The organism is Enterobacter sp. DC1, from assembly GCF_000568075.1.
Classification (GTDB): Bacteria; Pseudomonadota; Gammaproteobacteria; order Enterobacterales; family Enterobacteriaceae; genus Enterobacter; species Enterobacter asburiae.
On sequence record NZ_AZUA01000001.1, the window covers coordinates 1,085,587 to 1,110,439 of the forward strand.

Annotated in this window: 19 protein-coding genes; 10 read left to right on the plus strand and 9 right to left on the minus strand. The window is 55.4% G+C overall.

Annotated elements, in window-relative coordinates; translation table 11 throughout:
- Window positions 1-3: 3 nt before the first annotated feature.
- Genes pqiA through rlmKL form a run of 3 tightly spaced genes read right to left on the minus strand, consistent with a single transcriptional unit; the run spans window position 4 to window position 5,299 of the window.
- Window positions 4-1,257 (minus strand): membrane integrity-associated transporter subunit PqiA, encoded by a 1,254-nt coding sequence (gene pqiA / locus P346_RS16190; protein WP_023311024.1) that lies wholly within the window; start codon window positions 1,255-1,257, stop codon window positions 4-6.
- Between the two features lie 13 nt (window positions 1,258-1,270).
- Complete coding sequence (locus tag P346_RS16185) at window positions 1,271-3,178, minus strand: ABC transporter ATP-binding protein (RefSeq protein WP_032658167.1); 1,908 nt, start codon at window positions 3,176-3,178, stop codon at window positions 1,271-1,273.
- 12 nt (window positions 3,179-3,190) lie between these two features.
- A complete protein-coding gene (gene rlmKL / locus P346_RS16180; protein WP_032658168.1) occupies window positions 3,191-5,299 on the minus strand; it encodes a bifunctional 23S rRNA (guanine(2069)-N(7))-methyltransferase RlmK/23S rRNA (guanine(2445)-N(2))-methyltransferase RlmL in 2,109 nt (702 codons plus the stop codon).
- Window positions 5,300-5,397: 98 nt separating this feature from the next.
- Here rlmKL and P346_RS16175 point away from each other — a divergent pair, with 98 nt between their 5' ends.
- Window positions 5,398-6,507 carry a YcbX family protein gene (locus P346_RS16175; RefSeq protein ID WP_032658169.1) on the plus strand — a complete coding sequence of 370 codons (1,110 nt, stop codon included), beginning with the start codon at window positions 5,398-5,400 and terminating at the stop codon, window positions 6,505-6,507.
- On the opposite strand, the gene zapC is transcribed toward P346_RS16175, so the two are convergent.
- Both zapC and pyrD read right to left on the minus strand, forming a co-directional pair.
- A complete protein-coding gene (gene zapC / locus P346_RS16170; RefSeq protein ID WP_032658171.1) occupies window positions 6,504-7,046 on the minus strand; it encodes a cell division protein ZapC in 543 nt (180 codons plus the stop codon). The two genes, P346_RS16175 and zapC, sit on opposite strands and share 4 nt — an antisense overlap.
- A 165-nt stretch (window positions 7,047-7,211) precedes the next feature.
- Window positions 7,212-8,222, minus strand: coding sequence for a quinone-dependent dihydroorotate dehydrogenase (gene pyrD / locus P346_RS16165; protein ID WP_023311019.1), 1,011 nt, complete (start codon window positions 8,220-8,222; stop codon window positions 7,212-7,214).
- 248 nt (window positions 8,223-8,470) lie between these two features.
- Between pyrD and ssuE the strand changes: the two genes are divergently transcribed.
- From ssuE to ssuB, 5 genes are read left to right on the plus strand one after another with little or no spacing between them, the layout of a single operon-like run.
- Window positions 8,471-9,046 carry an NADPH-dependent FMN reductase gene (gene ssuE / locus P346_RS16160; protein WP_032658173.1) on the plus strand — a complete coding sequence of 192 codons (576 nt, stop codon included), beginning with the start codon at window positions 8,471-8,473 and terminating at the stop codon, window positions 9,044-9,046.
- Window positions 9,039-10,001 carry a sulfonate ABC transporter substrate-binding protein gene (locus tag P346_RS16155; RefSeq protein ID WP_032638812.1) on the plus strand — a complete coding sequence of 321 codons (963 nt, stop codon included), beginning with the start codon at window positions 9,039-9,041 and terminating at the stop codon, window positions 9,999-10,001. Before ssuE ends, P346_RS16155 begins: the two co-directional genes overlap by 8 nt.
- Entirely contained in the window at window positions 9,998-11,143 is a 1,146-nt protein-coding gene (gene ssuD, locus P346_RS16150) for an FMNH2-dependent alkanesulfonate monooxygenase (protein ID WP_032658175.1), read from the plus strand. Before P346_RS16155 ends, ssuD begins: the two co-directional genes overlap by 4 nt.
- Before the next feature lie 9 nt (window positions 11,144-11,152).
- On the plus strand, window positions 11,153-11,944 hold the full coding sequence (gene ssuC, locus P346_RS16145) for an aliphatic sulfonate ABC transporter permease SsuC (RefSeq protein WP_032658177.1): 792 nt from the start codon (window positions 11,153-11,155) through the stop codon (window positions 11,942-11,944).
- Window positions 11,941-12,711 carry an aliphatic sulfonates ABC transporter ATP-binding protein gene (gene ssuB, locus P346_RS16140; RefSeq protein WP_032658179.1) on the plus strand — a complete coding sequence of 257 codons (771 nt, stop codon included), beginning with the start codon at window positions 11,941-11,943 and terminating at the stop codon, window positions 12,709-12,711. Before ssuC ends, ssuB begins: the two co-directional genes overlap by 4 nt.
- A 101-nt stretch (window positions 12,712-12,812) precedes the next feature.
- Here ssuB and pepN read toward each other — a convergent pair whose 3' ends face one another.
- Entirely contained in the window at window positions 12,813-15,425 is a 2,613-nt protein-coding gene (gene pepN, locus P346_RS16135; RefSeq protein ID WP_032658180.1) for an aminopeptidase N, read from the minus strand.
- A 254-nt stretch (window positions 15,426-15,679) separates the two neighbouring features.
- Here pepN and pncB point away from each other — a divergent pair, with 254 nt between their 5' ends.
- The 4 genes from pncB (at window position 15,680) to aspC (ending at window position 21,537) form a co-directional block, all read left to right on the plus strand.
- A complete protein-coding gene (gene pncB, locus P346_RS16130; RefSeq protein ID WP_032658182.1) occupies window positions 15,680-16,882 on the plus strand; it encodes a nicotinate phosphoribosyltransferase in 1,203 nt (400 codons plus the stop codon).
- Between the two features lie 166 nt (window positions 16,883-17,048).
- A complete protein-coding gene (asnS, locus tag P346_RS16125; RefSeq protein ID WP_032658183.1) occupies window positions 17,049-18,449 on the plus strand; it encodes an asparagine--tRNA ligase in 1,401 nt (466 codons plus the stop codon).
- 606 nt (window positions 18,450-19,055) lie between these two features.
- Window positions 19,056-20,162: a porin gene (locus tag P346_RS16120; RefSeq protein ID WP_032658185.1), complete on the plus strand. Its 1,107-nt coding sequence runs from the start codon at window positions 19,056-19,058 to the stop codon at window positions 20,160-20,162.
- A gap of 184 nt (window positions 20,163-20,346) precedes the next feature.
- The gene (aspC, locus tag P346_RS16115) at window positions 20,347-21,537 is read left to right on the plus strand and encodes an aspartate transaminase (RefSeq protein WP_032658186.1); all 1,191 of its coding nucleotides are present in this window, start codon (window positions 20,347-20,349) and stop codon (window positions 21,535-21,537) included.
- Between the two features lie 49 nt (window positions 21,538-21,586).
- Here the strand turns inward: aspC and P346_RS16110 are convergent, their stop codons facing one another.
- The 3 genes from P346_RS16110 to ldtD all read right to left on the minus strand — a co-directional run bounded on the left by P346_RS16110 (window position 21,587) and on the right by ldtD (window position 24,804).
- Window positions 21,587-22,234 carry an MBL fold metallo-hydrolase gene (locus P346_RS16110; RefSeq protein ID WP_023311009.1) on the minus strand — a complete coding sequence of 216 codons (648 nt, stop codon included), beginning with the start codon at window positions 22,232-22,234 and terminating at the stop codon, window positions 21,587-21,589.
- A 20-nt stretch (window positions 22,235-22,254) separates the two neighbouring features.
- The gene (locus P346_RS16105; RefSeq protein WP_023335137.1) at window positions 22,255-22,806 is read right to left on the minus strand and encodes a YcbK family protein; all 552 of its coding nucleotides are present in this window, start codon (window positions 22,804-22,806) and stop codon (window positions 22,255-22,257) included.
- A gap of 174 nt (window positions 22,807-22,980) precedes the next feature.
- The gene (gene ldtD / locus P346_RS16100) at window positions 22,981-24,804 is read right to left on the minus strand and encodes a L,D-transpeptidase (RefSeq protein WP_032658188.1); all 1,824 of its coding nucleotides are present in this window, start codon (window positions 24,802-24,804) and stop codon (window positions 22,981-22,983) included.
- Window positions 24,805-24,853 lie beyond the last annotated feature (49 nt).

Consider the following 24,853-nt stretch of genomic DNA (forward strand, 5'->3'; position numbering starts at 1 on the left):
CTCTTACTCTTCCTCATGGCTTGATTCAGGCTCACGATCCCACGATAAACGAGGGTCGAAGGTCATGGCCGCAAACATGGTCATAATCACGACCAGTGCAAACATTAAAGCCCCCATCGCGGGATAAATACTCATCAAACCGCCCATCCGCACCAGTGCAGAGAGAACGGCGATGACAAACACGTCAATCATTGACCAGCGTCCGACAAACTCGACCACTTCATAAATCAGGTGCATGCGTTCGCTGTCGCGTTTTCCATGCCCCTTCGCATCCCAACAGAGCCAGGCGATGGCGATCATTTTTAAGGTTGGCACCATAATACTGGCGATAAAGATCACACCGGCGACAGGATAGGAACCTTCGCCCCACAGCAATATCACCCCGGCCAGGATCGTCGAGGGCATTTTGTCGCCGAGCAAATCGGTGATCATGATCGGTAGAATATTGGCTGGCAGATACAGCATGATGGAGGTGACCAGCAGCGCCATCGTCCACTGCAGGCTATTTTTACGGCGTACGTGACCTTTCGTTTCGCAGCGCGGACAAACGTCCAGATCGGCGGGCAGCACGGCGGTGCAGCACGGGCAGGAACGCAGCCCCTGACGAATTCCGGGGACGCCGACTTTTACCGTCTGCGCAAGCGTCGGTGCCGGGGCGATATCATCCCACGCCCAGCGCCTGTCCACGCACTGGAAGGCGCGCAGCTGCAGGACACAGTACAGGCACCACGGAATAAAGCTGCTGCCGATCCCCACATCGCCGTACGCCATGAGCTTCACGAAACTGACCAGAATGCCCGCCAGAAAGATCTCGGCCATGCCCCAGCTTTTGAGCTGAAAAAGGATACGCGCGAGCCGGATTTTCAGTGATGAGGGCATCCTGACGCGGTTGACCAGCAAAAGGATAACGACCAGGCAAAAAGCCGGGACTATCTGGACAAACAGGAGAAAAAAGGTGCCGAGGCTGGCGTAGTCTTCCGAGAACATCACGCCCGGAATTTCAAGCAGATCCACCTGGCTGGTTATCCCTCCCACCTTCATATAGATGAAGGGGAAGAGATTGGAGAGCAGCAGCATGAACAATGCTGCCAGAGCGTAAGCAGTGGGACGCTGCCGCGGCGCGTCCCACTCGGTTGTCAACGTTGCGCCGCAACGTGGACACAGGGCTTTATGTCCGTGACCAAGCTCTGGCAACGCCACGAGCATATCGCATTGCGAGCATAAAATATGCCTGTCGGCATGGTGCTGGTCACACATATGTTATCCCTGTTTATGCGCCGTTTTTCAGAGACTCAAGGTACTCCCAGCGCTCAAATGCTTCTTCCAGGGCTTTTTCAGCCGCGGACAGTTCAGCCAGTACTTTCTGAGTATAGTCATGCGATTGGGTAAAGAATGACGCATCAGCAACCTGTTTTTGCAGATCCTCAAGCGCGGCCTCCAGCTCTTCAAGACGCTGCGGTAGCCCCTCCAGTTCGCGCTGCAGGTTATAGCTTAGTTTAGCCGAGGTTTTCTTGACAGTTTCTGCTTTTGTTACAGCAGGTTCAGAACTTATTTTGGACTTTGACTGTTTCTGCGCCAGAGACTGCGATTGCTGCCCTTTTGCATCGTGATAACCGCCTACGTATTGTCCAATTCGCCCTTCACCTTCGAAGATCCAGCACTCGGTTACGGTGTTATCCACAAACTGACGATCGTGGCTAACCAGCATCACGGTCCCCTGATAACCGTCAATCAGTTCTTCGAGTAATTCCAGCGTTTCGACATCCAGGTCGTTCGTTGGTTCATCGAGAATCAACAGGTTACTTGGTTTCAGGAACAGACGCGCCAGCAGCAGACGATTACGCTCTCCGCCAGATAACGCACGGACTGGGGTCATCGCACGTTTCGGATGGAACAGGAAGTCCTGCAGATAGCCCAGCACGTGACGCGGCTTGCCGTTTACCATCACCTCTTGCTTGCCTTCGGCGAGGTTATCCATCACCGTTCTGTCTGGATCCAGCTCTGCACGGTGCTGGTCAAAGTAGGCGACTTCCAGCTTAGTCCCGCAGTGAACACGGCCGCTGTCGGCCTGCAGCTGACCCAGCATCAGCTTCAGCAGCGTGGTTTTACCGCAGCCGTTAGGGCCAATGAGGGCAATTTTATCGCCACGCTGCACCTGAGCGGAGAAGTCTTTCACCAGAATTTTTCCATCGACCTGGTAATCGACATTTTCCATTTCAAAGACAATCTTACCGGAGCGGGATGCCTCTTCGACCTGCATCTTCGCACTTCCCATCACTTCACGGCGAGCGCTGCGCTCGTTGCGCATCGCCTTCAGGGCACGCACGCGGCCTTCGTTACGGGTACGGCGGGCCTTGATGCCCTGACGGATCCAGACCTCTTCCTGTGCCAGCTTGCGGTCAAACTCCGCATTTTGCAGCTCTTCCACGCGCAGGTTTTCTTCTTTTTCCAGCAGATAAGTATCGTAATCGCCAGGATAGGTGACCAGCTTGCCGCGATCGAGATCGACAATACGCGTCGCCATATTGCGGATAAACGAACGGTCGTGCGAGATGAAAATAATAGTGCCGTTAAAGGTCTTCAGGAACCCTTCCAGCCAGTCAATCGCTTCAATATCCAGGTGGTTGGTCGGTTCGTCCAGCAACAGCACCTTCGGGCCGCTGACCAGCGCACGGCCAAGCGCCGCTTTACGCAGCCAGCCGCCGGAAAGCGCCGACAGCTCCATATCCGCATCCAGACCTAACTGATCCAGCACTTCCGTAATACGGCTTTCAAGTTGCCACAGACCGTGATGATCCAGAAGCTCCTGCAGGCGTGCCATCTCATTGAGATTTTTTTCACTTGGGTCGGTCATCACCAGATGTGAAATTTCGTGATAGCCCTTCAGGTATTCAGCCTGCTCAGAAATCCCTTCTGCAACGAAATCATAAACGGTACCCGCCACGTTACGAGGAGGATCCTGCTGCAGACGGGAAACAATCAGATCCTGCTCGTAAACGATACGGCCATCATCCAGGCCCTGTTCACGGTTGAGGATTTTCATCAGCGTGGATTTACCCGCGCCGTTACGGCCTACAAGACAGACGCGTTCGTTGTCTTCAATATGCAGTTCAGTATCATCGAGAAGTGGCGCATCGCTGAAAGAGAGCCACGCGCCGTGCATGCTAATTAATGACATTTATTTTTCCTTTCAGACCGCGGTAATCAACCAGCAGTTATGAATTTGACGGTTACGGGCAAAGTCCTGAGACAGCGTTTTTTGGCTGATTTCTTGTGCTTTCAGTCCCAGGGCTGCTAAGCCGTCATGATCCATACGGAAGCCGCGTTTATTGTTCGAGAACATAATGGTGCCGCCCTTACGCAGCAGGCGCTTGAGGTCGGTCATCAGGCGCAGGTGATCGCGTTGTACGTCAAAGCTATCCTCCATGCGCTTGGAGTTGGAGAAGGTCGGTGGATCGATAAAGATCAGGTCGAACTGCTCGTCAGTATCACGCAACCAGCCCAGCACGTCGGCCTGCATCAGTCGGTGCTGACGTCCGGTCAGCCCGTTAAGACGCAGGTTGCGCTCCGCCCACTCCAGATAGGTGCGGGACATATCCACCGTGGTGGTGCTCCGCGCGCCGCCCAGACCCGCATGCACGCTCGCGCTGCCGGTATAGGAGAACAGGTTGAGGAAATCTTTGCCTTTGCTCATCTGGCCCAGCATGCGACGGGCGATACGGTGATCGAGGAACAGGCCGGTATCCAGATAGTCGGTCAGGTTTACCCACAGGCGAGCGTTGTATTCGCCCACTTCGATGAAATCACCCTTCTCGCCCATCTTCTGATACTGATTTTTCCCTTTCTGCCGCTCGCGGGTTTTCAGCACCAGCTTGTTTGGCGTGATGCCGAGCACGGCGATGGTCGCCGCAATGACGTCCAGCATGCGCTGACGCGCTTTTTGCGCATCGATGGTTTTCGGTGGAGCATATTCCTGAATCACTACCCAGTCCGCGTAGCGGTCAACCGCCACGTTGTACTCCGGCAGGTCGGCGTCGTACAGGCGGTAGCATTCAATCCCTTCCTGCTTCGCCCACTTCTCATATTTCTTCAGGTTCTTGCGCAGGCGGTTGGCGTAATCTTCCGCCACGCCGGATGGCTTGCTGTCCGCCGCTTTCTCCGCCAGATGGTAGTTCTTCTGCACGCAGTCCAGAGGGCCGTTTTTCGCCTTAAACTGGCGATCGGCACGCAGCTGCAGGCAGCTCAGCAGCTCCGGCGAGGCGCTAAACAGCGACAGGTTCCAGCCGCCGAAGTAGTCCTTCATATTGCGGCCCAGCAGGCTGTGCAGGGCAATCAGCGCCGGTTCGCTGTCCAGACGCTCGCCGTATGGCGGGTTGCTGATCACGGTACCGTACGGGCCTTTTGGCAGCGGGTTGGTCAGATTCGCCACGTCCTTCACCTCGAAGGTGACCAGCTCGCCGATACCGGCGCGACGGGCGTTGCTGCGCGCGCGTTCAATGACGCGCGGGTCGCTGTCCGAACCGTAGAAGTGGGAGGTGTACTCCGCCAGACCTTTGCGCGCGCGGGTCTGCGCGTCGTCTTTGACCTCTTTCCAGAGCGCTTCGTCGTGCTGCGCCCAGCCTTTAAAGCCCCACTGACCGCGATGCAGGCCCGGCGCGCGGTCGGTTGCCAGCATCGCCGCTTCAATCAGCAGCGTACCGGAACCACACATCGGATCGAGCAGCGGCGTGCCCGGCTGCCAGCCGGAGCGCATGACGATGGCGGCAGCCAGCGTTTCTTTAATTGGCGCCATACCGGTACGATCGCGGTAGCCGCGCAGGTGCAGGCCCGCGCCGCTCAGATCGAGAGAAATACTCGCCGTGTCGCCGTTCAGCCAGACGTTAATACGCAGATCCGGATTTTCGCGATCGACGTTCGGACGTTCCTTATTTTTACGCGTGAAGCAGTCCACAATGGCGTCTTTTACGCGCAGGGCACCGTACTGGCTGTTGCGGATCTCGTCGTTCACGCCGTTGAAATGCACCGCAAAGGTGGCGTTTGGCGTGAAGATCTCTGTCCAGTCGATCATCTGTACGCCGGTATAGAGGTCCAGGTCGCTATAGACCTTGCACTCCTTCATCGGCAGCATGATGCGCGACGCCAGACGGCTCCACATCAGGCTCTGGTAAATAAGCCGCGTGTCGCCCTCAAAATGGACACCACCCTGAACCACCTGGCACTCTTGTGCACCCAGGCTTTCCAGTTCAGTTTTTAACAGCTCTTCCAGCCCACGGGCCGTACTGGCAAACAGAGAATTCATATCGTCACTTTTACTCTTAGAAAATTGTCGCGCATTATAGCTAATATGGCGTGTATGTCATAAAGTTGAAGGCTTATTTTCATTTGTGGGAGTGTGCAGTGGCGACGTTATCCAGGCTTTTTATCCATCCGGTGAAATCCATGCGCGGCATCGGCGTCTCTCACGCGCTGGCCGACATGAGCGGATTCGCCTTCGATCGTATTTTTATGGTCACCGAGCCTGACGGCACGTTCATTACCGCACGCCAGTTCCCGCAGATGGTTCGCTTTACCCCTTCCCCGCTTCATGACGGTTTGCACCTTACCGCGCCGGACGGTTCCAGCGCGGTCATTCGCTTTGCTGATTTTGCGCCTGTCGATGCGCCAACGGAAGTGTGGGGCAATCATTTTACCGCGCGCATCGCTCCGGATGAGATTAACCGCTGGCTGAGCGGTTTCTTTTCCCGCGACGTGCAGCTGCGCTGGGTTGGGCCTGAACCGACGCGTCGCGTGAAGCGCCATGACGCCGTTCCCCTCTCCTTCGCCGATGGTTTCCCGTTCCTGTTGACTAACGAAGCCTCGCTGCGTGATTTACAAGGCCGCTGCAAAGCGAGCGTTCAGATGGAACAGTTCCGTCCGAACCTGGTAGTGACGGGCGCCGACGCCTGGGAAGAAGACACCTGGAAAGTGATCCGCATCGGTAGCGTCATCTTTGATGTCGTAAAACCCTGCAGCCGCTGCATTTTCACCACGGTGAGCCCTGAGAAAGGCCAGAAGCACCCTTCCGGCGAACCGCTGAAGACGCTGCAGTCGTTCCGCACCGCGCAGGACAACGGCGATGTGGATTTCGGCCAGAACCTGATCCCGCGCTCCAGCGGCGCAATCCGCGTCGGTGATGAGGTAGAAATTCTTGCCCGAGGGCCTGCAAAAGCGTACGGCTCAGGTCAGGAAGAAGAAATGGTCGACGTTGTGACAAATGTCGCTTCTGCGGTAGATATTCACTGGCAGGGCAACGTCATCCGTGGCAACAACCAGCAGGTATTACTGGAGCAACTGGAGCAGGCAGGTATTCGCGTACCCTATTCCTGTCGCGCAGGCATTTGCGGATGCTGCCGCATCAAGCTGGTGGGTGGAGAGGTCAGTGCGCTGAAAAAATCGGCAATTGGAAATGACGGCACAATTCTGTGCTGTAGCTGCATACCGAAAACGTCCGTACAGCTGGAAGCTTAAACCGCCTGTTCGAGGCTGAAGGAATCTACGCGCAGCTGCGGCTTCAGCCTGTCGTTCATCACTTTAATGGCATCGCCAAGCTGCATCGTCCGCCCGGCAATGGTTACGCCGGGCTGTGCCAGCAGGCAGAGCGCAGCATTTTCGCCTGGCTCAACCACCAGCAGGCTCACCTCTTCTGCGGTATCGCTCAGATTGACGCTGGCCGCGTCGCCCGTTGCCGGGGTCCAGCTCATACCATGCGCAAGAAAATGCCAGCTTTTTGGCATTTGCGGTTTCAGGAAGCGAATAGCCACCAGCGCATTTAATACCAGCTCGGCACGCTGCTCTTTAGAGAGAACCAGATCGCGGCATTTTTCTTCAAAAGAGAAATAAAGCGCCGCATCGTCAACGCAAAAGCCCGATGAGGAAAATGCATCCGGGGTTAACATTCGGCGGGCAAAACGAGAACGAAACAACATGCCATTGGCTAAATCGAGCATCATTCGGTCATGCTCGTCGCAAAAATACCAGCGCCAGTTATCGTCAGGTTTAATTCGCATGTGTCTCTCCCGTCCCCAAACGTCCTGTACTAAAAATGTCCTGTTTGCCGCCTCGTTTATAACACCATTAATAAAAGACTATAATGACTAAATAAGCAACAGTGACGGAATATAAAACAACCAGGGCTGGAAATAAAGCCCTGGTTGTCTGATTAAGAGAAAAGATTAGATATGAGTAACGATTTCTTTAATCAGCGGCGGTCCTTTAAAAATAAAGCCGGAATAGATTTGCACCAGTGATGCACCCGCCGCCATCTTCTCGCGCGCAGCAATCACTGAGTCAATGCCGCCGACGCCAATAATCGGCAGACGTCCTTTTAATTCCGCAGACAGGGCGCGAATAATTTCGGTGCTTTTTAATTGCACCGGACGTCCACTTAACCCACCCGCTTCGTCACAGTTTTTCATTCCCTGCACGAGGGAGCGATCGAGGGTAGTATTGGTTGCAATAACACCATCAATATTATGGCGAACCAAACTGTCGGCAACCTGGATCAATTCTTCAGGAGAAAGATCCGGGGCGATCTTAACCGCGACCGGAACATATTTATGGTGGATCGTCTGGAGTTCATTTTGTTTATTTTTAATGGCACTCAGAAGATCGTCCAGCGCTTCACCATATTGTAAGGAACGCAGCCCCGGGGTATTGGGTGAAGAAATATTCACCGCGATATAACCGGCATAGGCGTAGACTTTTTCCATACAAATCAGATAGTCATCTTTACCCTGCTCTACCGGCGTGTCTTTATTTTTGCCGATATTGATGCCTAATATCCCGTCAAAATGGGCTTTTTTTACGTTCTCAACCAGGTGATCAACACCGAGGTTATTAAAGCCCATGCGGTTGATCAGCCCTTCGGCTTCAACCAGGCGGAACAGGCGCGGCTTGTCATTTCCCGGCTGCGGGCGCGGCGTGACGGTGCCGATTTCAATGGAGCCAAAGCCCATCGCGCCCAGGGCATCAATGCACTCGCCATTTTTGTCCAGACCGGCCGCCAGACCCAGCGGATTTTTAAAGGTCAGACCCATGCACTGCACAGGTTTTTCCGGCACATTCTGACGCACCAGAGCGGCCAGCGGCGTTCCGGTAATACGACGTAATTGCTGGAATGTAAATTCATGAGCGCGCTCAGGGTCGAGCTGGAAAAGGGCTTTACGAACGAAGGGGTAGTACATGAACTCTCCTGGATTCCCGGTGTGCAAACCGGGAGGGGATTATGGGCGATCCACGCGCGAAAGGGAATTGACCTGCGGCAAAAAATCAGCGCAAAACGCAATCGTTTACCTTGCCGTCTATTTCTTATGCACTTTTTCGCATTTTAATTGCAGATAAATCATTTAGTGGAATAACCGCGCGGTGTCACACTCCTTAAAATTGTTATGAATGTTAGATAAAAGCAAACAATTAGTTATAAGGAGGAAGTATGCGCGTCATTACCCTGGCCGGAAGTCCACGATTCCCTTCGCGCTCCAGCGCCCTGCTGGAATATGCCCGCGAAAAACTCAATGCCCTGGATGTGGAAGTGTGCCACTGGAACCTGCATAACTTCGAACCTGAAGATCTGCTCTATGCCCGTTTCGACAGCCCTGCGCTTAAAACGCTCATCGAGCAGCTTAACGGCGCTGACGGTTTAATTGTGGCCACGCCCATTTATAAAGCCTCTTTTTCCGGGGCGCTGAAAACCCTGCTCGATCTGCTTCCGGAACGCGCGCTGGACGGCAAAGTCGTACTGCCGCTGGCAACGGGCGGTACGGTTGCTCATTTACTGGCCGTGGATTATGCCCTGAAGCCGGTGCTGAACGCGCTGAAAGCGCAGGAGATCCTCCACGGCGTTTTCGCAGATGACTCCCAGGTTATCGATTATCAACATAAACCTCATTTTACGCCGAACCTGCAAACCCGCCTCGATACTGCCCTGGAAACCTTCTGGCATGCTCTGCACCGCAGGGATATCCAGGCCCCGGCGTTTGGTCAGCCTCAAGGAGTCGAACATGTTTAAAACGTTAACCCGCATCGGCCTGGCAGGTCTGATGGCGCTTACTTCGCTGGCCCATGCCGCAGAAACGGCTCCGGAAAGTTTGCGCATTGGCTATCAGAAAGGCAGCGTCAGCATGGTGCTGGCGAAAAGCCACCAGCTTCTGGAAAAACGCTTCCCGGACACCAAATTCTCGTGGGTGGAGTTCCCGGCTGGCCCGCAGATGCTGGAGGCCCTGAACGTGGGCAGTATCGATCTCGGCAGCACGGGTGATATTCCGCCGATATTCGCCCAGGCGGCGGGAGCGGACCTCGTCTATGTTGGCGTTGAGCCGCCCAAACCGAAGGCCGAAGTGATTCTGGTGCCTGAAAACAGCGACATTAAAAGCGTCGCCGACCTTAAAGGGCATAAAGTGGCTTTCCAGAAAGGCTCCAGCTCACACAACCTGCTGCTGCGTGCCCTGCAAGAAGCCGGGCTCAAGTTCACTGACATTCAACCTGTTTACCTGACGCCTGCCGACGCGCGCGCCGCGTTCCAGCAGAAGAACGTTGATGCCTGGGCCATCTGGGATCCGTACTACTCCGCCGCATTGCTGCAGGGCGGCGTTCGCGTGCTGAAAGACGGTACCACGCTGAAGCAGACCGGCTCGTTCTACCTGGCCGCGCGTCCTTATGCGGAAAAGAACGGTGCATTTATTCAGGGCGTACTGGATACCTTTACCCAGGCCGATGCGCTGACCCAGACCCAGCGTCAGGAGAGCATTGCCCTGCTGGCGAAAACCATGGGCTTACCTGAGCCGGTGATCGCGAGCTATCTCAACCACCGTCCGCCGACCACCATTACGCCCGTGGACGCGCACGTCGCCGCGCTTCAGCAACAAACGGCTGACCTTTTCTATCAAAACCACCTGGTGCCAAAACAGGTCACTATTCGCGAACGCATCTGGCAGCCCGCAGGCAAAGAAGGAGCTAAATCATGAGTCTGAATCTTTTCTGGTTTTTACCCACCCACGGTGATGGACACTATCTTGGTACAGAAGAGGGCTCGCGCCCGGTTGACCATGGCTACCTGCAGCAGATTGCGCAGGCGGCGGACCGAATCGGTTTCACCGGGGTGCTGATCCCAACCGGACGATCATGTGAAGATGCCTGGCTGGTAGCCGCGTCGATGATCCCGGTCACCCAGCGTCTGAAGTTCCTGGTTGCGTTACGCCCGAGCGTTGTCTCCCCCACCGTGGCGGCGCGTCAGGCGGCAACGCTGGACAGGCTGTCCAACGGTCGAGCCCTGTTTAACCTGGTGACGGGCAGCGATCCGCAGGAGCTGGCGGGCGATGGGGTGTTCCTCGACCATACCGAGCGCTATGAAGCCTCCGCCGAGTTCACCCGCGTCTGGCGACGTCTGCTGGAAGGTGAAACCGTTACCTTTGAAGGCAAGCATATTCACGTTCGCGACGCGAAACTCTACTTCCCGCCGGTGCAACAGCCGCGCCCGCCGCTCTATTTTGGCGGATCGTCGGATGTGGCCCAGGATCTGGCAGCAGAGCAGGTCGATCTCTATCTGACCTGGGGAGAACCGCCTGAACTGGTGAAAGAAAAAATTGCTCAGGTACGCGCTAAGGCGGCCGCCCATGGCCGTAAGGTGCGCTTCGGTATTCGCCTGCACGTGATCGTGCGCGAAACCAATGAAGAAGCCTGGCAGGCCGCCGACCGCCTGATTTCTCATCTGGACGATGAGACCATTGCCAGGGCGCAGGCCGCGTTTGCCAAAACCGACTCCGTCGGACAGCACCGAATGGCGTCCCTGCACAACGGCAAGCGCGAGAACCTGGAGATCAGCCCGAACCTGTGGGCGGGCGTCGGCCTGGTGCGCGGCGGTGCGGGCACGGCGCTGGTCGGCGACGGTCCGACCGTAGCCGCGCGTATCAATGAATACGCCGAGCTGGGTATCGACAGCTTTATTCTCTCCGGTTACCCGCATCTGGAAGAGGCGTACAAGGTAGGCGAGCTGTTGTTCCCGCATCTGGATGTTGCCATTCCGGAAATTCCGCAGCCGCAGCGGCTTCAGCTTCAGGGCGAAGCCGTGGCGAACGAGTTTATTCCACGCAAAGCCGCACAGAGCTAAGGAGTGACCATGTCTGCCACCTCACAAAAATGGCTGCTGCGCGCGGCGCCGTGGTTTTTACCCGTCGGCATTGTGGCTCTCTGGCAGCTCGCGTCGTCCACCGGCTGGCTGTCGAGCCGCATTCTGCCCTCTCCGGAGGGCGTCGTAGAAGCGTTCTGGTCGCTGAGCGTGAGCGGCGAGCTGTGGCAGCATCTGGCGATCAGCTCATGGCGCGCCGTGATTGGTTTTTCCATCGGCGGCAGCATCGGTCTGGTACTGGGCTTGATCAGCGGCCTTTCCCGCTGGGGCGAGCGGCTGCTGGATACTTCCATTCAGATGCTGCGCAACGTGCCGCATCTGGCGCTGATCCCGCTGGTTATCCTGTGGTTTGGTATTGATGAGAGCGCCAAGATCTTCCTCGTGGCGCTGGGCACATTGTTCCCGATCTACATCAACACCTGGCACGGGATCCGCAATATCGATCGCGGTCTGGTGGAGATGGCGCGCAGCTACGGCTTAACGGGTTTTTCCCTCTTTATACACGTGATCCTGCCGGGCGCCCTGCCCTCCATTATGGTCGGGGTGCGTTTTGCGCTCGGCCTGATGTGGCTGACGCTGATTGTGGCGGAGACCATCTCGGCCAACTCAGGCATAGGCTACCTGGCGATGAACGCCCGCGAGTTCCTGCAAACGGACGTGGTGGTAGTTGCCATCATCCTGTATGCCCTGCTCGGCAAACTCGCCGACGTTAGCGCCCAGTGGCTGGAGCGCAGCTGGCTGCGCTGGAACCCGGCCTACACCCTTCAGGAGGCGAAAGCATGAATACTGCACGACTGAACCAGGGAACACCGTTACTGCTGAACGGCGTGACCAAACGCTACGGCGAAAACACCATTCTTAACGGGCTGGATCTGCATATTCCCGCCGGGCAATTTGTGGCCGTTGTCGGGCGCAGCGGCGGCGGCAAGAGTACCCTGCTACGCCTTCTGGCCGGACTGGAAGCCCCCAACGGCGGTGACATTCTGGCAGGAACGACGCCGCTTTCGAATATTCAGGACGATACCCGCATGATGTTTCAGGATGCACGCCTGCTGCCGTGGAAAACGGTTATCGACAATGTCGGGCTCGGTCTGAAGGGCAGCTGGCGGGATGAAGCCCGCCAGGCGCTGGCCGCCGTTGGGCTGGAAAATCGTGCGGGCGAATGGCCGGCAGCCCTCTCGGGTGGGCAGAAGCAGCGCGTGGCGCTGGCGCGCGCGCTGATTCACCGTCCGGGCCTGTTGTTGCTTGATGAACCGCTCGGCGCGCTCGACGCCCTGACGCGGATCGAAATGCAGGATTTGATTGGATCCCTGTGGCAGGCGCACGGCTTTACGGTACTGCTGGTGACGCATGACGTGAGCGAGGCCGTCGCGATGGCTGACCGTGTACTGTTAATTGAGGACGGGAAAATAGGTCTGGATCTGACGGTGGATCTTCCGCGCCCTCGCCGCGTGGGCTCGGCAAGGCTGGCAGAGCTGGAAGCTGAGGTATTGGATCGGGTGATGAAGCGCGGGGGGACGGAGTTACAGCGAGCCAAGGCTAATGCCTGATGCCCTCACCCCGGCCCTCTCCCACGGGGAGAGGGAGAAAACAAAAAAACGGCAACCGAGGTTGCCGTTTTGCGTTTATTTGCCCACCGGCATTTTTTACATCAGGCCAGTGCCTTAGCAATCTTCTCGTACAGATCGCCAGACAGGTTTTCCAGCCCTTTCAGCTGCTCAAGCGCGGCACGCATCTTCGCCTGACGCTTCGCGTCGTAGCGTTTCAGACGGATCAGCGGCTCTATCAGGCGGGACGCCACCTGCGGGTTACGGCTGTTCAGCTCGGTCAGCATTTCCACCATGAACTGATAACCGCTGCCGTCTTCGGCGTGGAACGCCGCCGGGTTGCTGCTGGCAAACGCGCCAATCAGGGAACGCACGCGGTTTGGGTTGCTCAGGGTAAAGGAGCGATGCTTCAGCAGGCTGCGCACGTTGCTGAGCGCATCGGCCGCCGGGCTGGTCGCCTGCAGGATGAACCACTTGTCCATCACCAGGCCATCCTGATGCCACTTGTCGTCGTACTCCTGCATCAGCGCATCGCGGCACGGCAGTTCGGCGGCAACGCTTGCGCCCAACGCGGCCAGCGCGTCGGTCATGTTATCCGCTTCGTGATACTGCTTGCTCACCAGGGTGTTCGCCAGCCCGGTTTCACCAAACGCCAGATAGCGCAGGCAGGTATTGCGCAGAGAACGTTTACCAATGTCCGCGTGCTCAACGCGATACGCGTCAAGCTTATTGGCGTTATAAATGGCCAGGAACTCATCGGCCAGTTCTGCAGCCAGCGTACGGGTCAGCGCTTCACGCACCGCCACGATGGCAATCGGATCGATGATATCAAACAGCTCGGCGATTTCAGTCGCTGACGGCAGGGTCAGAATTTCAGCGGCCAGCGCCGGGTCAATCTTCTCATCCAGCAGGATCGCGCGGAACGCGTCAGCCACATGGACAGGCAGCGACAGCGGCTGGCCCTGCTGATGACGGTTTACGTTGATCTTAATGTAGGTCGCCAGCAGGCTTTGCGCTGCATCCCAGCGGGAGAAGTCGTTACGCGCGTGACGCATCAGGAACGTCAGCTGCTGATCGCTCCACTTGTATTCCAGCTTCACCGGCGCGGAGAATTCGCACAGCAGCGCAGGCACCGGCTGGAAGTAGACGTTATCGAAGATAAAGGTCTGCTCGGCCTGGGTCACGTTCAGCACGTGGTGTACCGGGTGGCCGCCCTTCTGGAGAGGGATAACTTTACCTTCGTTATCGTACAGCTCAATGCTGAACGGAATATGCAGCGGATATTTCTCTTCCTGCTCCGCCGTCGGCGGCGTGCGCTGGCTGATGGTCAGGGTGTACTGCTCGGTTTCCGGGTTGTAATCATCTTTGACGGTGACAACTGGCGTACCGGCCTGGCTGTACCAGCGGCGGAAGTGAGAAAGATCGACATTAGAGGCATCCTCCATCGCCTGCACAAAATCGTCGCAGGTGGCCGCGCTGCCGTCATGACGCTCGAAGTACAGCTGCATCCCTTTCTGGAAGTTCTCCTCGCCCAGCAGGGTGTGGATCATGCGGATAATTTCAGCGCCCTTCTCGTACACCGTCAGGGTGTAGAAGTTGTTCATCTCGATGACTTTATCCGGGCGGATCGGGTGCGCCATTGGGCTGGCATCTTCCGCAAACTGCAGACCACGCATGGTGCGCACGTTGTTGATGCGGTTCACCGCGCGTGAACCCAGATCGGAGCTGAACTCCTGATCGCGGAAGACGGTCAGGCCCTCTTTCAGGCTCAGCTGGAACCAGTCACGGCAGGTAACGCGGTTACCGGTCCAGTTGTGGAAATATTCGTGGCCGATGACGCGTTCGATATCGAGGTAGTCTTTGTCCGTTGCGGTATCGGTACGCGCCAGCACGTATTTGGAGTTAAAGACGTTAAGGCCTTTGTTCTCCATTGCGCCCATGTTAAAGAAATCGACGGCGACGATCATATAGATGTCGAGATCATATTCGAGGCCGAAGCGCTCCTCGTCCCACTTCATGGAGTTGATGAGTGAGGTCATCGCCCACGGCGCACGGTCAAGGTTGCCGCGGTCAACAAACAGCTCCAGCGCCACTTCGCGGCCTGAGCGCGTTTTGAAGGTGTCGCGCAGCACGTCGAAATCCCCCGCCACCAGCGCAAACAGGTAGCACGGTTTCGGGAAGGGATCCTGCCACTGCACCCAGTGACGGCCGTTCTCCAGCTCGCCTTCGCCTACGCGGTTACCGTTGGAGAGCAGGAAGGGATACAGAGTTTTATCGGCGATGATTTTTGTGGTGAAGCGCGCCAGGACGTCCGGACGGTCGAGATACCACGTAATGTGGCGGAACCCTTCCGCTTCACACTGGGTACACAGCGCCACGCCCGACTGGTAAAGCCCTTCCAGCGCGGTGTTGGCGGCCGGGCTGATTTCATTCACGATGCGCAGCGTAAACTGTTCCGGCAGGTTGTCGATGACCAGCTGGTTGTTTTCTTCTTTATAGTCTGACCAGGCTTCATCATTAATGTGCAGGGAGACCAGCGTCAGGTCTTCACCATCCAGACGCAGCGGCACCGCAGTTGCGCTGTGGCGCGTCACCTGGCTCACCGCCGTGACAACGGTTTTTGTGGCATCCAGGTCAAAAGTCAGATCGATTTCGCTAATCAGGTAATCCGGCGCACGGTAGTCGTGGCGGTATTTGGCTTGTGGCTGTTGTGTCATAGAAAACCTTATGCATCGTTTGTCGAGTAACGTTTCAATATATTCCTGTTGCGCAAAACGCGCTATGCAGAATGTTCATCTTTTCAGGGTCAAAACCTTTTTTTGCTACATTTGTATAACACGGGGCACAAAATGCCCTCGACCATAAAACGCGCTTATGTTGTGATCGGGGTTCAATAAATCACTAAACAAGGTATACTCCGGAGTTGTTTATTGTACTAAACGCTCCTGTGAGAGGATGCTACTGCGCACCTATGACTCAATTCGCTTCTCCAGTTCTGCATACGTTGCTGGATACCGACGCGTATAAACTGCATATGCAGCAAGCCGTTTTCCACCATTACTATGACGTTCATGTCGCGGCGGAATTCCGCTGTCGTGGCGACGACTTGCTTGGTATCTACGCAGACGCCATTCGTGAACAGGTCAATGCTATGCAGCATTTGACGCTGCAGGACGAGGAATATCAGTGGCTTTCTGGCCTGCCTTTCTTCAAAGCCGACTACCTGAACTGGCTGCGCGATTTCCGCTATAAGCCGGAGCAGGTCACCGTGCTTAACGATAACGGCAAGCTGGATATTCGCCTTGAAGGTCCGTGGCGGGAAGTGATCATGTGGGAAGTGCCGCTTCTGGCGGTGATCAGTGAACTGGCTCACCGCTACCGTTCGCCTGAAACGGGCGTCGAGCAGGCGGTTGCCGCGCTGGAAAATAAACTCGCTGCCTTCTCTACGCTGACCGAAGGCCTGGACATGTCCCGCTTCCGCCTGATGGACTTTGGCACGCGTCGCCGTTTCTCACGTGACGTTCAGGAGGCCATCGTTAAACGTCTGCAGCATGAGCCGTGGTTCGTTGGCACCAGCAACTACGATCTGGCACGCCGCCTCGGCCTGACGCCAATGGGCACCCAGGCACACGAGTGGTTCCAGGCGCATCAGCAGATCAGCCCCGACCTGGCTAACAGCCAGCGCGCGGCGCTTGCCGCATGGCTAGAGGAGTACCCGAATCAGCTCGGGATCGCCCTCACCGACTGTATTACGATGGATGCCTTCCTGCGCGACTTTGGTCCCGAGTTCGCTGAACGTTACCAGGGGTTACGCCACGACTCCGGAGATCCGGTTGAATGGGGCGAGAAAGCCATTGCCCATTACGAGAAACTCGGCATCGATCCGATGAGCAAGGTGCTGGTCTTCTCGGATAATCTCGACCTGGCGAAAGCGGTCGACCTCTATCGCCATTTCAATACCCGTGTGAACCTGAGCTTCGGGATTGGTACCCGTCTGACCTGCGATATTCCTCAGGTAAAACCTCTGAATATCGTCATCAAACTGGTGGAATGTAACGGCAAGCCGGTGGCGAAACTCTCCGACAGCCCGGGTAAAACCATCTGCCATGACAAAGCGTTTGTCCGCGCATTGCGTAAAGCGTTCGACCTCCCCTTGATCAAAAAAGCCAGTTAAGCGCTTACGGGAGCCTTTATGGCTCCCTTCTTCTTATTTATTTCTCAATTCTTCTCTTTTGACTGCGAAATTTACTTGTCTGATAGCGGATGGCAGGTAACATAGATATCCCCCCATAAGGGTGGACAAGTGTTTATTTTTTCCGACTATTAACAGAGAGAATATTATGAGCGTTGTGCCTGTAGCCGACGTACTCCAGGGCCGTGTCGCCGTTGACCAGGAAGTCACCGTGCGCGGATGGGTGCGTACCCGCCGAGATTCTAAAGCTGGCATCTCCTTCCTTGCCGTCTATGACGGTTCCTGCTTTGATCCTGTACAGGCCGTCATTAATAATTCTCTGCCCAATTACAATGATGACGTTTTGCGCCTGACAACGGGTTGCTCCGTCATTGTTACCGGCGTGGTTGTGGCATCACCGGGCCAGGGCCAGAGCTTCGAAATTCAGGCCACTGCGATTGAAGTCACCGGCTGGGTTGAAGATCCGGACACCTATCCGATGGCGGCAAAACGCCACAGCATCGAATATCTGCGTGAAGTCGCCCACCTGCGTCCGCGTACCAACCTGATTGGTGCGGTGGCGCGCGTGCGTCATACGCTGGCGCAGGCGCTGCATCGTTTCTTCGACGAGCAGGGTTACTTCTGGGTGTCTACCCCGCTGATCACCGCGTCCGATACGGAAGGTGCCGGTGAGATGTTCCGCGTTTCGACGCTGGACATGGAAAACCTGCCGCGCACGCCTGAAGGTAAAGTGGACTATGACAAAGACTTCTTTGGTAAAGAAGCCTTCCTGACGGTATCTGGTCAGCTCAACGGCGAAACGTACGCCTGTGCGCTGTCTAAGATCTACACCTTTGGCCCAACCTTCCGCGCCGAAAACTCCAACACCAGCCGTCACCTGGCGGAATTCTGGATGCTAGAGCCTGAAGTAGCCTTCGCCGACCTGGACGATGTTGCGGGTCTGGCGGAAGCCATGCTGAAGTATGTGTTCAAAGCGGTGCTGGAAGAGCGTCCTGACGACATGAAATTCTTCGCAGAACGCGTAGACAGCGATGCTGTGGCGCGTCTGGAGCGTTTCGTCTCTGCCGACTTTGCGCAGGTGGACTATACCGACGCGGTGGCGATCCTCGAGAAATGCGGTGAGACGTTCGAGAACCCGGTTTACTGGGGCGTTGACCTGGCGTCTGAGCACGAACGCTATCTGGCCGAGAAGCATTTCAAAGCGCCAGTGGTCGTTAAAAACTACCCGAAAGACATCAAGGCCTTCTATATGCGCCTTAACGAAGACGGTAAAACCGTGGCAGCGATGGACGTACTGGCGCCGGGCATTGGTGAAATCATCGGTGGCTCTCAGCGTGAAGAGCGTCTTGACGTGCTGGACGCGCGTATGGAAGAGATGGGGCTCAACCCAGCTGACTACAGCTGGTACCGCGATCTGCGTCGCTACGGTACCGTACCGCACGCCGGTTTTGGTCTGGGCTTCGAGCGTCTGATTGCCTACGTTACCGGTGTTCAGAACGTACGCGACGTGATTCCTTTCCCACGCACTCCACGTAACGCCAGCTTCTAATCGGTACAAGACTGAAATGGCCAGCATTTGCTGGCCATTATTTTATTCTGCATTGTCAGTTTTCGTCAGCGCAAAGTCAGCGTCTTTAAACCTTCACCCCGTCACAACCACTACCTGTTACGTTTTGTTTCCGCGAAATATCCAGCCACAAAAAATAAACCCCATTCTTATTGCGATTATTACACCCTCAAGCGATAGCACAAATTTCAACCACTTTTACAGCCATCCAGAAGTCTTTTTGAGGTCATAAGAAAAACAGAGTCGTTTAACATCTGTTTATACTAATCACCTTTATCTCAATTAATCATAAGCAATTCATATATATAGGATAGGTTTTGTCGTTTAATTCGCCAGACTGGTCTGAAGTTTGAGGTGGTTCACAAAGTTCCCAAAAATACATATTTAGTTACACATAATTTCTTTTTGTTACTTAATCTTGAGAATTGTAGCACTTTCAGGCTAGCGAAACGCTTCGCCGAATGGAAAGATGCCTGTCAGATACATAAAGACACCAAACTCTCATCAATAGTTCCGGAAATATTTATTGACAGAATTTATTGACGGCAGTGGCGAGTGTCATAAAAAAACCAATGAGGGTAATAAATAATGATGAAGCGCAATATTCTGGCAGTGGTAATCCCTGCCCTGCTGGTAGCCGGTGCAGCTAACGCTGCAGAAATCTATAACAAGAACGGCAACAAACTGGACTTCTACGGTAAAGTTAACGCCGAGCACGATTTCGTGACTTCCGGTGATAACACCAACAATAACGACGCTACCTACGCGCAGATCGGTTTCAAAGGCGAAACTCAGATCAATGACCAGTTGACCGGTTACGGCCAGTGGGAATACCGTTTCCTGGCCAACCAGGCTGAAAATGGTACTCAGACTAACAAAAACCGTCTGGCATTCGCTGGCCTGAAAGCGGGCGATGCTGGCAGCATCGACTACGGTCGTAACTACGGTATCGTTTACGACGTAGAATCATACACCGATATGGCGCCGTCCTTCTCTGGTATGACCTGGGGCGGTAACTATGTTGATAACTTTATGACCAGCCGTAGCACCGGTCTGCTGACCTACCGTAACAGCAACTTCTTCGGTCTGGTTGACGGCCTGAGCCTGGGCGTTCAGTACCAGGGCAAAAACGACCGTACTGACGTTAAAACCTCTAACGGTGACGGCGTAGGCTACTCTCTGGGTTACGACTTCGGCGAAGGCTTCGGTGCAATCGCATCTTACAGCAACGCTAACCGTACTCTGAACCAGAAAGCTGATGGAGAAGGTGATAAAGCTGAAGCATGGGGTGTTGGTCTGAAATACGACGCTAACAACATCTACCTGGCAACCACCTATGCAGAAACCCGTAACACCACTCGTACCGGTTCTAACGGTGACGCTGGCTTCGCTAACAAAACGCAGAACTTCGAAGTGGTTGCTCAGTACCAGTTCGACTTCGGCCTGCGCCCAGCCATTTCCTACGTGCAGACCAAAGGTAAAGACCTGGCTGCCGTCAATGGCTTCAGCGGTGGCGATGCAGACCTGGCTAAATTCATCCAGGTTGGTACCACTTACTACTTCAACAAGAACTTCAACGTGTGGGCTGACTACTACATCAACCTGCTGGACAAAGACTCCGACTACGCGAAAGCTGTTGGCGGCCTGAACGGCAACGACGATATGGCTGCTGTAGGTGTGACTTACCAGTTCTAATCAGAACACCACTTTGTTATATGCTTAATGAACAGGGCTTCGGCCCTGTTTTTTTATGCGTGACAGAAAATAATGGCGACTTTTGAAAAGCCGCACGCTTTTCGTCGCAAACGGTTGGCATTTTGTAAATCTACCGTTAACCTGATAGCGGATTTCACTTCTGTAATCACAATGGAACTTCGTCATGTTTGAGAACATTACCGCCGCTCCTGCCGACCCTATTCTGGGCCTGGCCGATCTGTTTCGTGCCGACGACCGCCCTGGCAAAATCAACCTGGGTATTGGTGTATATAAAGATGAAACCGGCAAAACTCCTGTACTGACCAGCGTTAAGAAAGCTGAGCAGTATCTGCTGGAAAACGAAACCACCAAAAACTACCTCGGTATTGATGGTATCCCTGAATTTGGTCGCTGCACCCAGGAGCTGCTGTTCGGTAAAGGCAGCGCAATTGTGAGTGACAAACGCGCTCGTACAGCACAGACCCCAGGCGGTACCGGTGCGCTGCGCGTGGCGGCGGATTTCCTGGCGAAAAACACCTCTGTTAAGCGCGTATGGGTGAGCAACCCAAGCTGGCCAAACCACAAGAGCGTCTTTAACTCTGCGGGTCTGGAAGTGCGTGAATATGCTTACTACGACGCGGCAAACCACGCTCTCGACTTTGACGGCCTGCTGGCAAGCCTGAGCGAAGCGCAGGCAGGTGACGTGGTGCTGTTCCACGGCTGCTGCCACAACCCAACCGGGATCGACCCGACGCTTGAGCAGTGGGAACACCTGGCGAAGCTGTCCGTAGAAAAAGGCTGGCTGCCGCTGTTTGACTTTGCCTACCAGGGCTTCGCCCGTGGTCTGGAAGAAGATGCCGAAGGTCTGCGCGCGTTTGCAGCCGTGCATCAGGAGCTGATTGTCGCAAGCTCTTACTCCAAGAACTTCGGTCTGTACAATGAGCGCGTAGGCGCCTGTACGCTGGTTGCCGCTAACGAAGAGACCGTCGATCGCGCGTTCAGCCAGATGAAATCGGTTATCCGCGCTAACTACTCTAACCCACCGGCACACGGTGCGTCTGTTGTTGCCACTATCCTGAGCAACGATGCGCTACGCGCTATCTGGGAACAAGAGCTGAACGATATGCGCCAGCGTATTCAGCGCATGCGCCTGCTGTTTGTGAACACCCTGGCTGAGAAAGGCGCGGACCGCGACTTCAGCTTTATCATCAAACAGAACGGCATGTTCTCGTTCAGCGGCCTGACCAAAGAGCAGGTTCTGCGTCTGCGTGAAGAGTTTGGCGTGTACGCCGTGGCCTCTGGGCGCGTGAACGTTGCTGGCATGACGCCTGACAACATGGCGCCACTGTGCGAAGCGATTGTCGCCGTACTGTAATTTGCGCCCATAAAAAAGCCTGCGTTATGCAGGCTTTTTTTTATTCTCGTTACCAGACAGGCATCTCATCCTGAAGGAACGGGTTATGGAGCCGTTCATAGCCCAGCGTCGACATCGGACCGTGCCCAGGGATAAACGTAACGTCATCACCCAGCGGCAATAACTTTTGTTTAATCGACTGAATCAGCTGCCCGTGGTCGCCGCGCGGAAAATCGCTGCGTCCTACGCCACCTTTGAAGATCACATCGCCGGAAATCAGCAGACGGGACTGGTCATCAAAGAAGACGATATGGCCTGGCGTATGCCCAGGACAATGCAACACCTGTAAAGTCACATTCCCTACGTTAACGCGCTCTCCTTCGTTCAGCCAGCGATCGGGCGTCAGGGGCTGACACTCATCAAGGCCAAACATGCGGCTTTGGGCGGGTAACCCCTGCAGCCAGAACTCATCTTCTTTTTCCGGGCCAATCACCGGCACACCGTAGTGTTCAGCCAGTTCAGCCGCAGCACCTACATGGTCAAGATGACCATGTGTGAGTAAAATCTGCATCAGCGTGACGCCGCTTGCTGCGACTTCCTGCTTGATTTTCTCAGCGTCACCGCCGGGATCGACAAGCGCGGCCAGTTTAGTCTGTTCGCACCAGATCAATGAACAATTCTGGGAGAACGCGGTAACCGGAATAATACGATAGTTCATACTGCTCCTGTGTTTCGTTATTACCAGTGCCGAACCGGACCGGTATCAATATGCACAAAGTTGCTGCTGGGGTAATATCCTACACCACCTGCGCGCATAGATAACGCGGCTTTGCGAATATTGGCTAACGAAACGCCTTCAATATGGAAATCCATTGCCTGTCCCTTCGTGTGATAGCTTTTTTTCGCTACCCCGCGGCTGTGGGCGCGCAGTTCATTGTTGGTATCAATCGAGCGATAGCCAGATATGAGCTGCACCGGCTTGCTGGTGCCCAGCAGGCCCTGAAGGCGGAAAATCTGATCAAACAGTCCTGGATCGATGGCTTTTATTTTATTCGCGCGGAAATCACGGAAAAAATGGTTAAGTCTTGCTAATTCATCCTGAATATAGCCTCTGCCATCGAAAAACTCCGCTTTTAGCGACTCACCGGTATGAAGATTGTTGAGCGTTAAAACTCGCGGACGAGGTGTCGAGAGGGTGGCAAATGCTGGCGTCGGCAGGATGGCCGCTGCGCCGAGCGCAACGCCACCTAACGCCAGCAGTTTGCGGCGATTAGCGTCAAATTTGTCCATGATAATCAGGTCTACAGGTAAAAGAAATCGTAATATGCTTAGCGCACGAAGGGCACCATAACTGGCAAAACCAGGTACGTCAAGGCGCCCAACCCCAGTGAATATGCGGCTTGCAGCGATATAGCCCCCTATTCACCATAACTTACGACAATCATTTTTCCCGAACTACTTCATTTACCTGATTAATTGTTCCGCTTTTGGCAAAATTTGTGCGCCGGATCGCGCGGTGAGATCATAATTGTAAATATCTGTACGATACTGGGTACGTCCGTCCTCGCCCACAAACGCCGTCAGATAGTAAAGATTGACCGGAATATTGTGGCGAATATTAACGTAACGCGTATCCCCCTGTTTCAGGGCATCCGAGATGCGCGTATCGTTCCATCCCGCATCCTGCAGCAGCATATTGGCCAGCTCCGAAGCTTTGTTCACGCGCACGCAGCCAGAACTCAGCGCGCGAGTATCTTTCTGGAACAGGTTGTGGTTCGGCGTATCGTGCAGGTAGATAGCTTCTGAACTCGGCATATTGAACTTGTAGCGTCCCAGCGAGTTATGCGCCCCGGGAGCCTGCTGGAAACGGAACGGCAGATTCGACGCAGTGATCGTCGACCAGTCGACCATATAAGGATCGATGGCCTCTTTACTGTTCCATCCCCGCATCACCGTATAGCCATGACGTTCCAGATAACCCGGATCGTTCCAGACCTTCGGCAGTATGTCTTTTCGCGCCAGGGTCGGCGGTACGTTCCACGGCGGGTTAACCACCACGTTATTCAGCGCGCTGCTCATCATCGGTGTTTTACGATCCGGACGCCCGACAATCACGCGCGACGCCAGTTTTTCGCTACCATCCTGATAATAGACCAGGGAATACGCCGGGATGTTTACCATAATCCCGGTAGAGAGCGTTCCCGGCAGCAAGCGCAAACGCTGGATATTGAGCGCCAGCACCCCTGCCCGCTGCGCAGGCGATACGTTCAGCCAGTCGCGAGTTGTCTGGCCAATGACGCCATCGGCTCCCAGTCCCTGAGCGGCCTGGAACTGTTTAACGGCCGCAACCAGCTCGCGATCGTAAGCCGCAGGTTTGCTGCTCAGGACATCGGCTTTCTTCTCTTTTACTGGCGCTGATGGGCTGATGGCGACGCTTTGTGGATCATCACCCGGAAGAGCAATCTTTGGCCCGCCGTCAAGAAGACCGGAGCGCACCAGGATCTCGCGCAGGGCGGGCACATCGCTGCTCCACTGCCCCGGACGCAGCGTCGCGGTACCGCGCATTTGCGGCCATGGACGCGAGTCCCCCACCAGCGCGAGGAGCGACTGGTGCAGAGTGGCATATTGTGGATGCGCCGGTGCCAGGCTGGCAATAAAGCGCGGCAGTTCGCCGTTATCTAGCGCTAACTGCCACTGGTTAATCACCGACAGCGCCGGCGTCGCCAGCTTGTACGGCTTATCGCTGTACAGCCAACGGTTGCCATTGACCGGAATACCCGCCACGAACTGCAGGTAGCCCATCATGGCATCGGAAAGCACCACGTCACGCGCCTGCCCGGTAACGGCAGGGTCGGTTAACAGCTCAACCCACTTTGTAAACTGCGGCTGAAACCCTGCAATCGCGACTTCCGCCAGCTGCTGCTGGAAGGCGCGCACAGCATCGCGGTTTTCCCACATCGGTTTCATATCGCGTGCGGCATAGAGGAGCGTGAGCTGATTGATATAGACAGGCGTGTAGCCTGACGGCAGTCCCGACTGCAGCTGCTGACTGAGCGATTCCGCGTCGATGCCTTCCGGCAGCGGTTTAATTCCGGCCATGATAGCCGTCGCCGGAGACTGGTCCAGCGGCTGGGACAACGACGTTGGCTGCGCGCCTGTCGTTGCAGAGCTGTCAGTCGGCACAATTTCAGGCTCGTCGGCCTGGGCGGTTAACAGTGGAGCAAACATCACTGCCAGGCATAAACTCAGCGCAGACAGCTGACGACCACATTCTTTCTTTAGCAACATCCCTTGCCCCCTGTTTTCACGACATGCCCATCACGTTGGGGCTTTCTTT